This window comes from Nocardia sp. NPDC046473 (genome assembly GCF_040645995.1).
In the GTDB taxonomy this organism is placed as follows: domain Bacteria; phylum Actinomycetota; class Actinomycetes; order Mycobacteriales; family Mycobacteriaceae; genus Nocardia.
In genome coordinates, this window is record NZ_JBEYZJ010000004.1 from 452,400 (window position 1) to 464,637 (window position 12,238).

10 protein-coding genes are annotated in these 12,238 nt (G+C 66.0%); 5 read left to right on the top strand and 5 right to left on the bottom strand.

The features are described from left to right. The first annotated feature begins 96 nt into the window (after nucleotides 1–96). Nucleotides 97–861 (top strand): IclR family transcriptional regulator, encoded by a 765-nt coding sequence (locus tag ABZ942_RS16220; RefSeq protein WP_357382567.1) that lies wholly within the window; start codon nucleotides 97–99, stop codon nucleotides 859–861. A 420-nt stretch (nucleotides 862–1,281) separates the two neighbouring features. Here ABZ942_RS16220 and ABZ942_RS16225 read toward each other — a convergent pair whose 3' ends face one another. From ABZ942_RS16225 to ABZ942_RS16245, 5 genes are all read right to left on the bottom strand, one after another. Beyond that, complete coding sequence (locus ABZ942_RS16225; RefSeq protein ID WP_357382569.1) at nucleotides 1,282–1,797, bottom strand: hypothetical protein; 516 nt, start codon at nucleotides 1,795–1,797, stop codon at nucleotides 1,282–1,284. Between the two features lie 281 nt (nucleotides 1,798–2,078). Beyond that, nucleotides 2,079–4,868: a P-loop NTPase fold protein gene (locus ABZ942_RS16230; protein ID WP_357382571.1), complete on the bottom strand. Its 2,790-nt coding sequence runs from the start codon at nucleotides 4,866–4,868 to the stop codon at nucleotides 2,079–2,081. Nucleotides 4,869–4,951: 83 nt separating this feature from the next. Next, nucleotides 4,952–5,485 carry a DUF3145 domain-containing protein gene (locus ABZ942_RS16235; protein ID WP_357382573.1) on the bottom strand — a complete coding sequence of 178 codons (534 nt, stop codon included), beginning with the start codon at nucleotides 5,483–5,485 and terminating at the stop codon, nucleotides 4,952–4,954. A 95-nt stretch (nucleotides 5,486–5,580) separates the two neighbouring features. Continuing rightward, nucleotides 5,581–6,414 (bottom strand): serine hydrolase domain-containing protein, encoded by an 834-nt coding sequence (locus tag ABZ942_RS16240; RefSeq protein WP_357382576.1) that lies wholly within the window; start codon nucleotides 6,412–6,414, stop codon nucleotides 5,581–5,583. 57 nt (nucleotides 6,415–6,471) lie between these two features. Beyond that, nucleotides 6,472–7,311: a patatin-like phospholipase family protein gene (locus tag ABZ942_RS16245; protein ID WP_357382578.1), complete on the bottom strand. Its 840-nt coding sequence runs from the start codon at nucleotides 7,309–7,311 to the stop codon at nucleotides 6,472–6,474. A gap of 293 nt (nucleotides 7,312–7,604) precedes the next feature. Between ABZ942_RS16245 and ABZ942_RS16250 the strand changes: the two genes are divergently transcribed. The 4 genes from ABZ942_RS16250 (at nucleotide 7,605) to ABZ942_RS16265 (ending at nucleotide 12,171) form a co-directional block, all read left to right on the top strand. Next, the gene (locus tag ABZ942_RS16250; RefSeq protein WP_357382580.1) at nucleotides 7,605–9,110 is read left to right on the top strand and encodes an amidase family protein; all 1,506 of its coding nucleotides are present in this window, start codon (nucleotides 7,605–7,607) and stop codon (nucleotides 9,108–9,110) included. A gap of 276 nt (nucleotides 9,111–9,386) precedes the next feature. Continuing rightward, nucleotides 9,387–10,190, top strand: a complete 804-nt coding sequence (locus ABZ942_RS16255; protein ID WP_357382582.1) for a maleylpyruvate isomerase family mycothiol-dependent enzyme — start codon at nucleotides 9,387–9,389, stop codon at nucleotides 10,188–10,190. Nucleotides 10,191–10,316: 126 nt separating this feature from the next. Next, nucleotides 10,317–11,507: a serine hydrolase domain-containing protein gene (locus ABZ942_RS16260; protein ID WP_357382584.1), complete on the top strand. Its 1,191-nt coding sequence runs from the start codon at nucleotides 10,317–10,319 to the stop codon at nucleotides 11,505–11,507. A gap of 163 nt (nucleotides 11,508–11,670) precedes the next feature. Beyond that, nucleotides 11,671–12,171 (top strand): GNAT family N-acetyltransferase, encoded by a 501-nt coding sequence (locus ABZ942_RS16265; protein ID WP_357382586.1) that lies wholly within the window; start codon nucleotides 11,671–11,673, stop codon nucleotides 12,169–12,171. Nucleotides 12,172–12,238: the final 67 nt, after the last annotated feature.

Sequence of the window (12,238 nt, forward strand, 5' to 3'; positions counted from 1 at the left end):
CTGACGTGGTCAAGGAACGTCGAGAATGCTGGCCATCGCCCAACGGCCGAGATGCCGCCGGTAGGCTTCCACCATCCGGAAACATGGAGGTAGCCAGTGACCGCAACGAGCGACGCCAAGGGACGCACCGGCGGCGTCCAGTCGATCGAGCGCGCCTTCGGCCTGCTCGAGACCATGGCCGACGAGGGCGGCATGATGGGCCTCTCGCAGCTCGCCACCGCCTCCGGCCTGCCGCTGCCCACCATCCACCGACTGGTACGCACCCTCGTCGACCTCGGCTACCTGCGCCAAGAACCCTCGCGCCAATACGTCCTCGGCCCGAAACTGATCAAGCTCGGCGAATCCTCCGCGCACATGCTGAGCCTGCGCGCCCGCCCGCACCTGGCCCGACTCGTCGACGAACTCGGCGAATCCGCCAACATGGCCATGCTCGACGGCGACCAGATCGTCTACGTCGCCCAGGTCCCGTCCCGCCATTCGATGCGCATGTTCACCGAGGTCGGCCGCCGCGTCCTCCCCCACTGCACCGCCGTAGGCAAAGCCCTACTCGCCGGCATGCCCCCCGAACGCACCCGAGAACTATTGCAGCGCAACGGAATGCCCCGCTACACCGAACACACCATCACCGACCCCGAGGAATTCACCCGCCAACTCGCCACCGCCGCCACCAACGGCTACGCGATAGATGACGGCGAACAAGAACTAGGCGTCCGCTGCGTAGCCGTAGCCGTACCCCAAGCCCCCGCCCACCTGGCCATCTCCATCTCCGGCCCCGCAACCCGAATGACCGAACACCTAGTAGACCAAGCCATCCCCCTACTAACCGAAGTAAGCCAAGCCCTCTCTATCGATCTCAACTGAACCCACCTCTCCCCCAACGAGATCAGCGGTTTCCGCGTGCCAACAGTTGCGCTCGAATACCGAAGAGCCTCCGACATCCACTTTCATGTCGGAGGCTCACTGGCGACAACTCGCTACATCAGTACAGACCGAGCAACTTACCCATCCACGTCAGCGCCGCTTCACGATCGCCTTGTGCGATTGCGCGGGTCGCATACGCGGGTTTGCTGACAAAACGACGAGAACCCGCGCCAGTCTCTGGCCGCACAGTCCACCACCCCAATTCACGCCGCAGCTGGCACCCCCGCCCCGCGTCTTGTGGATGCAGACGTCGCATACGAGGGCGAGAAAACGCACGAACGGCTCGTACGACCCGATCGCGCAGGCCGACCCTTCCCTGATAGTCGGCATAACGCCCCGACAGTCGCAGCATCTGGTCCTCTATCCGCAATCGGAGGGAAAGACGGTCTTCTCATCAGAGACCTGACTGAACTCGTACGGCCTGCCCTGGATCATACCGCGCGCATCGGAGAAGATCCGCCAAACTCCCGCCGTACAGGGCGCAGTCGCAGTATAGGTCTGCCGCACCGTCGGAACGATAGTGCTTCTCGCCGGTGCACCCATCCATTGCCATTTGCCAGAGGTATCGCGGCGTTGCAGGCTCAAATAGTAGTTGTGCGTCAACCCAGCATCGGCGGGAACCGCAGGACACTCAGCCCATCCATACCCTTGAATGTCCGGCATCAGCACCGTCGGCTTGCTGAAGGTGAATCCGTGGTCGCACAATGGCCTACTCGCCGCCGTGACCAATGCCCCGCCAAGACTGACGCTTTCGGCATTGCCGTCCACCGGGGCGCCAAACCCCAACAAGGCAATCATTATTGACGCAAACAGGCTCCACATGGTTCCCCCAAGGAATCTGTGTGTCAACAGGCCTTCTAGCCCGCTGAGTTTCATGCACCCCTGGCGACAATGGTAGATCGATCCTGCCATTTCTCGCGAATCTTGCCGGAAATTCGCAGAACAACGACTGTGCCGAAATAGGTTGTTGCAGTGTGGGTTAGACCAGAGTAGGCATGACGAGCGACGGATTATCGGTCGAAGAGACACCGGGACATGTCATTCCACTCAACGAGGGTCGAGTTACGGGGGTCCAGAACGGCTTGTTTCTCGAGGAGTAAAGGCTGCGTGGTAGTCGGCGTTGCCGTCGAACAATTCGCCCCGCTCACGCTCAGGACCTATCGACTGTCAGGCTCGGTCGTCATGAGCACGTAGGAAAAGCGGCGAATTCGCGGCAGCCAGGCCTGCAGGATCGATAGGTCAGGGAGCGTGATGTTCTCGGAGACTGTCGTCAGGCCGCGGTGGAGCCGGATCCAGTGCGGCAGATGGGTATTCGGGAAAGCGCCGACAACTCGGTTGGACCACGTCGTCGCTGATCGTCGTGGTTCGAGGTCGAGAACGAACTGACTCCAGCGAACGTGCGGCGGCCGGTGCGCGAGTCCACCGTCGACCCCGTTGCTCGGATCCGGCGGGGTGTCGAGCACGCCGCCGAGTAGCCGCGCACGCGCGGTGAGCAGGCCGAGGAGCAGCACGACCGCCTGGTACTCGCCCGGGTCGCCGTCGGTGCCGAGAAATTCGGAGGCGTCGGAGAGGTCGCGGGTGGCTCGCACCATGCGGTACAGGTTGAAGAGGCGTTTGGCCTCGCGCGGCGTCTCGATCAGGAGATCCAGTGAAGTCAGCAGGGCCAGTTCAGGTTCGGTGAGTGGTCTCGGCGCCTCGATCGTCACTCGTTGTTGGGTGTCGACCTCGGATCCGTGCTCGATCGTGATCACCCCGGGGTCGGTGATGACGCGCTCGGCTGGGGCGGGTAGGCGAAGCGTTGTCCGCTGGTTCGCGGATTGCTCGACCGGCGCACCGGTGTCGGGTTGGCCCTGATCTATCGAGCGGAGCAATCGGCCGAGACTTCCCGACGACATCGTGGGCAGGATGAGGGGAATGTTGAGAATCTTTTCGAGATAGTCCTCGGGCGTATGCCAGTCATCGGTTGTGTCACCGGCGATTCCGTCGTGCAGTAGGTCGGCATACTGACTTCGCAACGAGCGCAGCAACCACCGCGGGTCGACGCCGACGACAACTACGAACAACTCGAACGCCAGTAAGAGGTGGACTGCCTGGAGTACGGCGACGACCTGGTCGGGGCGGCAGCGATCGAGATCGTCGATGTACAGCACGATGCGGTCCGCCGGCCGGTGCGAACCAGCCCATTCCTCCGGATGCTTGCGCCAGTCGTCCATCAACTGCACGAGCTGGGCGAGGTCTTTGCGAATGGTCGAAACCAGGCCCAAACTCCCGGTGTACGAGTCATCTCGGGCACGGTCGGCGAGAAACGAGTAGAGCCGCCGGCCGGGAGCGAGCTGAGCCAGCTGGCGACCGAGTTCACCGACGTGTGCGACGACGTCGTCGAGTTGTGCCTGTGCGACTCGTTGTTCGGCCTCCGCGGTACGCAGTTCGGCGAGCTTGTCGGCCAATTCCTTGACGGCGGAGTCCCGCGTCGCCCGACTCAGCTGTGACTGCACGTCCTCGGTGACCGCACGCAGATCCCGCAGTCCCGCGCGGGTGCGGGCAAGCAACCAGATGCCGGTGCCGCCGAACGCTGTCACGGAAACCAGCACGGGGCCAACCCATTCGCGGATCGCCGGTGCCGCCGCGGCGGCGATGGCACCCACCACCAGCAGCCCGACGGCAACTGCTAACGACCCGAGGCCCCATCGCTGGTTGGCACCGCGACGGAGCCGATCCGCCTCGGTCAAGGTGCCGTGCAGTTGTGCGGTGAACAGTTGAGCCTGCTCTATCTGATCGCTGACACCGAGTTGACTCCATATGTCTTTGATCCGACTACCGAATACCGGAGATTCCCGCAGCGCCGTCATGAGATTGCCTGCCGTCGCTTTTCGCTCGGCAATCGCCCTGTCCACGTCGGCCTGCAGGCGGGCCGCTGTCGCGCCGGCCTGCTCTGTGACGAATTCCAGCTGATCGCGTTGGTCGAGGCGCTCGGCCAGCTCGGACCGGATCTGCTTCGCGTGCTCCTTCGGATCGAAAGGCGGCCCGGCAAGTTGCCGGAAAATCTCGTCGCCGAGGCTGGCCCACAGATTGGTATCCGCGTAATGCCATGCGTTGAAACCGATCTGCGCGATGTGGTTGCAGTATCGGGCGTCCGATCCGGCGAGAAATCGAACTCGCTCGCGCAACATAGCCATGAAAGTACTCTTGCCAGCGCCCCATTCGCCGAAGATGCCGATGGATAGTGGCAAAGGTGTTGTCTTATCAGCTATTACGGTGGCAAGCATGCTGATATACGGAGCGAAACCCAGCTGGTCGCTGGACAGCGGCAGCCCCTCGTTCGGGTCTACGAGATCACGCGCCATCCCGCCGGCCAGAGCCCTGCCGCGGTCGCGCAAGTATCGCTCGAACTCCTGGCTGATCGATTCCTCGTGCGCCGTTGTCTGACAGAGAAAGACGAGAGAATCCGGACGACCGTTTCGAACTGCCCGCAGAGCTTCGATAACTGCGGGCACGAGCACGCCGGCGACGCGGTCCGCCGACTCGGCGAGCGCTCCGGTACCCAGCAGCGGGAAACCAAGCGCCCTGGACCCGTTCGCCGCGGCAACGGCGACCGAGCTTTTAGCGGCCCGGCGCAGCGAATCATCGGTGATGTCCCCGAGCTCACCGGACCCATCGCGCGAGCCGACAAGGATCGCCTGCCGCAGCTGTGTGGCGGCACTGTCCGAATCTCCCGGCAAGTTCAGCAGCATCGGGTGGTCGGCATCGATACTTTCGTATCGAACGGAATCCCATGCGGCTTGCCGGAACCGCCCGTCCAGCGCGCGTCCCAGTATTCCGAGCCCGCCGCCGACCGACACCACGATGGTGTCGATCGCCAATTCCCACGGCAGACTCGTCCGCGCGACCGAGTACCGCACGTCATCGATCACTCCGAGTGCGACTCCGAACGGCATCTCATCAGGCACCGGCATCCCCTACTGGCCCCGCATTCGCTAGGCCGAAAGGGATTGTAGTGCAATGGACCTCGGCGACCAGGGGTGTTGCGGGACTAACCCACGTCCCGTCGCAGCCAGGTGACCTCGGCGCCGGATTCGGTTCCGTAGCGGTAGATCTCCAGATCTTCGTCCCAGGGGGTGCCGAGGGCGCGGTCGATTTCGGTGGCCAGGTCGTAGGTGTTGTATTTGCCGAGTTCGCCTGCGGCTTGGAGCATGGCGCGCAGGCGCATTTCACCGAGGGTGACGTCGCCGTTGGCGCTGGTGGAACCGTGCCAGAGGCCTAGGCCCGGCACGAAACAATAGCGTTCGCCGTCGACTCCTTCGCTGGGGTCTTCGGTGATCTCGAAACGCAGGACGGGCCAGGAGCGCAGGGACTGGGCGATGCGGGCGGCGGTGCCTACCGGGCCGAGCCATTCGCTGGTTGCGCGGAGTTGGCCGTCGGCGGGTTGGGCGGTCCAGCGCAGCTTTGCGGGCGAGCCGAGCGCGGAGGTGAGTGCCCATTCGACGTGCGGGCACACCGCAGCGGGCGACGAGTGGATGTACACCACACCCGCCGTCACGTCCGCGAACTGACTCGATGCGCGCACTACTAACACCTCCAGCGTCGACGGGGGACGTCTTCCCCAACGAGCCCGTCTGCTGGTGTTGCCTGAGTGTACTGGAGTGCCCGATGTTACGTGTGTTACTTCACCGCCGTGTTGCGTGGGAGTGTCGCCTCCGCAATAACGGCATCACTGAGGGGCGGCCAGGCTGCTCTCGCCCAGTCGCCGAAATTCTGGTCGGTCAATACGAGACACGCCAAAGACGACGCGGGGTCCACCCACAAAAACGTGCCGGACTGCCCGAAATGACCATAGGTTCCCCCCGAATTGGTGCTCCCTGTCCAATGCGGAGTCTTCCCGTCGCGAATCTCGAAACCCAGACCCCAGTCATTGGGGCGCTGCGACCCGTAACCGGGCAGCACCCCATTGAGCCCGGGGAATTGGACGGAGGTCGCCGCGGCGTGCATCTGCGCGGAGATCAACTGCGGGTTCAGCAATTCCGCCGCGAAACGCGCCAGATCGGCCGCGGTCGACCGCCCCGCGTGCCCGGCAGGTCCGGCCAACACCGAATCTTTCATGCCGAGTGGCTCGAACACGGCGTCGTGCAGGTATTCCTCGAATGCGATACCGGTCTGCTCGGTGACGAATCCCGCGAGCACCTCGAATCCGATGCTCGAGTAGATACGACGGGTACCGGGCGCGGCCTGGATATCGGCGGTGTCGAAAGCAAGGCCCGAGGTGTGCGCGAGCAGGTGCCGCACGGTCGAACCGGTCGGGCCCGCAGGCTGATCGAGTTCGATCGCCCCCTCCTCCACCGCGACGAGCACCGCATACGCCACCAGCGGCTTGGTCACCGATGCGAGCGGGAACACCCGGTCCACCTCGCCCTCGCGCACCGTCGCTCCGTCGCGCGTGACGATCGTGCCCGCCGCGTGCCGGACCGGCCAATCCCTGATCTGCTCTAGTGAACCCACTCAGCGAGCGTACGAGAAGAACGCCGTCGCCATCGAACCACCACGGATTGATCCGCGTCAGTGGGTCGGCCAGCCGAATTTCTGCAATCGCATAGCCGCGTCCTCGGATTGGCGCAGACCGGCGTCGTAGGCAGCGGGCTGGCGGGTGAGGTCGAAACTGTCGGTGCCACACGCGGCGATCGAGGCGTCGTCGGGCACGAGGGTCAGGACGGCGGCTCGGCCCAGGTCCTCGTCGGTGGGCAGGTGCGAAGACTCGTCGGCCATGGCTTCGATGATGACGATCCGGTCCGCGCCGGCGGCCAGGTGGGCGTTGATCGAGGAACCGACGCCGCCGTCTATGTAGAAGTGGCCGTCGATCGGGATGGGCGGAAGTACGCCGGGCACCGCGGTGCTGGCTGCCATGGCTTCGGGGAGGGACGCCGCGCCGTCGCGTGTCCACCCGTGCAGTGCGCCGGTAGCGATGTCGACGGCGGCAATCACGAGATCCCGCTGCGGCCACAGTGCGGTTCCGATCAGTGTGTGCATGCGGCCGATGTGTGCTTGCGGATCGCTGCTCGCGGCCGCTACGGCTATCGCACCCGCCTTGCGTCGGGCCTGTGCCAGATCCAGGCCCGGTTCGTCAAGCGGCGCCAGCGCGTCGACGATGACCTGCGGATCGGCCGGCGACGTAGGCGAGGCCGCGGCGCCGAGCAACCGGCTCAGGTCTGCCTGCGTGGTCAGCATGGCCGACACGAGCGCGCCCCCGGAGGTGCCCACGATCCGATCGGCCTCCACCAGCCGTATTCCGCGGTCGGCCAGTCCGATCACCAGCCCGACCAGCCACCCCATCCGCACCAGGCCGGTGCCACCCAGCACGAGCGCGGTCCGGTCCGGCGCAGGTGACGAGGTCTCGGTCATGGTCAGTATCTTGTCGCGATCAGGATCTGCCGCTCTTGCGACACGCCCGGCAAGCTGAACGGTTCAGTGCCGATCGGTTGCATTGTTGGCGGGCGAACGGGTGTTGCACCGCCGCCGGATGCGGCGGAACAAGTCCCGCCGACTGGCTGACCGCAGCCAGCCGATCGGCCGACAACAGCCCGCCGAACATGATGCGACAACGGCCGGGGTGCATGATGTCGTTGCTCGACACAACGAACTCGTCCGCGATGTCGCCTTGCCGATGCTGGTGGTCACGGCCGAAAGGACAGTTTATGCAGTACAACGAATATCGGACCTATGACGCGGTCGGTCTGGCCGAGTTGGTGGCCAACGGCGAAGTGCGCCCGACGGAGCTGCTGGAGGTCGCATCGGCCCGCTGCGAACAGGTCGACCCCGAGATCAACGCGATCAGCCTGCGGATGGACGAGGTCGGGCGGGCGGCGGCCGCACAACCGCCCGAGGGACCGTTCGCCGGCGTGCCGTTCCTGCTCAAAGATCTCGGACAAGATTTCGCGGGCTATCCCACTGCGTCGGGTACCGGTCCATTGCGAAAAGTGAAGGCCGACAACAACAGCACGGTGGTGCAGCGGTGGATCGACGCCGGTTTGGTGATCTTCGGCAAGACCACCACGCCCGAGTTCGGCGCCGTCGCGGTCACCGAGACCCGAACTTACGGCGCGACGCGCAATCCGTGGAATCTCGACCGCACGCCGGGTGGTTCGTCCGGCGGCTCGGCGGCGGCGGTCGCGGCAGGGATCGTGCCGATGGCCGGTGCCAGTGACGGAGGCGGCTCGATCCGTATCCCGGCGGCCTGCACCGGACTGTTCGGTCTCAAGGCCGGACGCGGCATGATCCCGGCGGGTCCCGATTCCGCCGAGAACATCTTCGGTGCCGCCACCGCCGGTGTGCTGTCGCGCGGTGTCCGCGATTCGGCCGTGATGCTCGACCTGCTCAGCGCCCCCGATCCCGGCGGCCCCTACCTGTCGGGCCGGTCCGCCCAGCCCTACGCCACGGCGGTGGATACGCCACCGCGCCGGCTCCGCATCGGATTCACCCACGAATCCCCTTTGGGCACACCGGTGCACGCCGAATCGGTGCGCGCGGTCGAGGCGACCGCAGCGCTGCTGGAACAATTGGGCCATCACGTCGAGAGCGCCGCGCCGCGGATGGACAGCAGGCAGATGGCGCACGACTTCATGACGGTGTGGACCACCAACCTCGCCGCCCGCCTCGCTGAGACCCGAAAGATCAGCGGTGCAAGCGATTCCGAGTTCGATCTCACCACCCGCGTGGTCGCCGCCGCAGGGCGCGCACACTCTGGCGCGGCATTGATCGAGGCCCACGGTCGATGGAACACCTACACTCGCGCGCTCGCCGAATTCCACGGCACCTACGACCTGCTGCTCACGCCCACCCTCGCCGAGCCGCCACTGCGCATCGGCCAGACCAAACCGCCTGCGGCAGTGGAGAAGATCATGAGTTTCCTGCTGGAACTCCGTGCGGGAACGGCGATTACGCGCACCTCGGTCTACCGCGACCTCGTTCTCACCAACCTGGCCCCGGTCCCATTCACTCAACTCGCCAACGTCACCGGCCGCCCCGCGATGAGCGTGCCGCTGCACCAGACCGCGGACGGTCTCCCGCTGGGCACCCAATTCGTCGGCCCCCTCGGCTCCGAATTCCTCCTCCTGCAACTCGCCGCCCAACTCGAACAAGCCCAACCCTGGAGCCACCTCGAACCCCCGCTCGCTCCCGTAACCACCGCTGTGCCGACTTAGCCGCAGACCGCGGGCCGCGCATCCCGATGGCGATGCGGGCGGCAGCAGAGGCGGCTGCCCGCATGTCGGCAACACCGGAGGTGCTGTGCCGCAGCGCTTCTCGGCCGCCGATCGCGCGATTTGCGGAAGTACCTGGCATGACCCGCTACGACGGTGGCTCGCTGGAGGCTGGGTTTTGGCGACACAGATTTCGCCGGTGCGAAGTTGGCGCGGCACCGATGAGTTCGACCGACACGGCCAGTCATATCCAGCAACGAACTACGGAAGGGCAATCCCATGACTGAGCTGAACGCAGCACACGCCCGGCGAGTGATCGTCGAACATGCCCGAAGCCTGGCGGAATCAGCCGCCACGGCCGGACCGGACGCCGCGGTGCCGACCGCCCCGAAGTGGACCGTCACCGACCTGGTCGAGCACGTGGGCCAGACCCACCACTGGGTCGCGGAGATCATCGAACGGCGCATCACCGACCCGATGCAGCTGCCCAGGGAGATGGCCCAACTCCCCACCGACCCCGGCGAATGGCAGGCGTGGCTGGCGGAGTCCGCGCAGCGGGTCGCGGACGCGTGCTCCGATGACGCGCTCGAGGCGGCGGTGTTCAACCCCGCCGGGGACGCGCGATCCGGGACGCGATTCTGGATTTCCAGCCTCCTCAACGAGGCGGTGGTCCACGGCTTCGACGCCGCCGACGCGGCGAACCGACCTTTCGACGTCGACGCCGATATCGCAGCCGCTCTCATCAGTAACCACTTCGCGATGCTCACCTCCCCCAACTGGGAGATGCAGCGCCCGGAGTCCGCCAATGCCGTTCGGGGCACCGGACAGACCCTGCAGTGGCTGGCCACCGACCTCGCCGACGACACGGGCGCATGGTTCGTCGAACGCCGGCCGGACGGGCCGACGTGGCAGCACGGAACCCAGCCCGCCGATGTGACGATAAGCGGCCCGGCACAATCGCTGCTGCTGACCTTGACCCGACGACTCCTGCTCGCCGATCGCGAAGCCACCGACATCAGCGTCGACGGCGACGCCGGCCTCGCCCAGCACTGGCTCGACAACACCGCCCATGTCAGTGGCTGAAGGGCGCCGACGGCGCTCACCGCTACGACGATGGGAACGTTCGGTCTGACACCTGCGGGCGTAGCGCGAAGTCGACGTGATTCCTGGCCACCAGAAACGACGAGACGCCCGCGCTACGCTGCGACGGTGAACAGGCTGACGATCCACGGCGAGGTCGAGTCCGGGTTCGGGCCCGTCGCCGACGCTTTCCGGCGCAACTTCGCCCAGCACGGCGAGATCGGGGCCGCGGTCGCGGTGTACGCGGGCGATCGGCCGGTGGTGGATCTGTGGGCGGGGCATCGCGATCGGCACCGGACGCTGCCGTGGGAACGCGACACGATCGTTCCGGTGTTCTCCTCGACGAAGGGCATGGCCGCGTTCACGCTCGCGGCGGCGGTGTCGAAGGGTCTGCTCGACTACGAGCAGCCGGTGGCGAAGTACTGGCCGGAGTTCGCGACGCATGGCAAGGACAAAGTCACCGTGCGCCAGCTGATCGACCATCAGGCCGGGCTGTCCGGCCTGGATTCGGTGGTCCGGCTGAGTCAGATCGCGGACCTGGACGGGCTCGCACCGATCCTCGCCGGGCAGAAGCCCGCCTGGCGGCCGGGCACCCGGCACGGTTATCACGCGATCACCCTCGGCCTGTATCAAGGCGAATTGCTGCGCCGGGTCGACCCGCAGCACCGCACGCTCGGCCGAATCTTCGCCGAGGACTTCGCGAAACCGCTCGGCCTGGATTTCTTCATCGGCCTGCCTGCCGAGCAAGGGCTGGAGCGCATCGCCACCATGACGGCCACCCGCGGCCTGGCCGCCCTGCGCTACGAACGTGATGTCCCGCTGCGCATCGGCGCCGAGTTCGTCGCCAAGCGCGGGTTCGCCTACGCCGCGCTGAGCAATCCGCGCACGGGCAGTCCCGCGCGGGCGACGCGACGCGAATTCCTCGAGGTGGAGCTGCCCGGCTCCAACGGCGTCGGCAACGCCCGATCGCTGGCCCGCGTCTACGGCGCCGCGGCCGGCCGTACCGGCGCGCTCCCGATCGGCGACACCGTGCTCGGCGAGCTGGCCGCCGCGAACACCGCCGACGATGTCCCCGCCGCAGACCTGGTGCTGCACATCAAAACTCGCTACCACCTCGGCTTCCGCAAGTCCGGTGGCGAGTTCCGCTTCGGCTCCGACAAGCGCGCCTACGGCACCACCGGCCTCGGCGGTTCCTTCGGATTCGCCGACCCCGCAACAGGTCTCGGCTTCGGCTACACGATGAACCGACTGGGCCTCGCCGTCCTCGACGACGTCCGCAGCCGCAACCTCCGCGAGGCCGTACTCCGCTGCACGCGCTGACTCGCCGCGCACGCCTTCACTCGCCGCGCACCCGTTTGCCTGCCGCGCACCCGTTTGCCTGCCGCGCACCCGTTTGCCTGCCGCGCACGAAATCGTCAGCGATTTCGTGCGCTCGGAAACAATCGGTGCGCAGCAGGCAAGTTGTCGCCGCTAGCCTGACGCGGTGCCTGCTTCGGACTCGTGGACTGTCGCGCCAGCAGACTTCGACTCCCCCGCTGCCGCCGTGCTGTGGCGCGCCTATTACACCGAAGTGAGCGACCGTTGGTATCAGCTGCACGAAGGGCGGGCGACTGATCCGGGGGAACTCGAGCGCGAGATCGCGGCGGCTACGGGCGCCGAATTCGTTTCGCCGCGCGGGGTATTGCTGGTTGCCAGGTACCGGGGTGAACCTGTCGGGACGGCGGGGGTGCGGTTGCTCGATGAGGTGACTGCGGAGCTGAGTCGAATGTTCCTGCTCGCGGGCGCGCGTGGCAAGGGTGGCGCAGCGCTTCTCGTCGCGGCCGCCGAGCATCATGCACGCACGCTCGGTGCGGAAAAGATCGTGCTCGATACCCGACTCGATCTAGTGGAGGCCAGGGCGCTGTATGCCCGGCTCGGGTACGAAGAGTCGACGCCGCACAACGACGAGATGTATGCGGAGTGCTGGTATCGCAAGGCCCTTTAACCGGGCGTCGGAGCTGCCTACACTGATGAGGCTGCACCCATTCTTCAACGATTCGATCGATACCCAG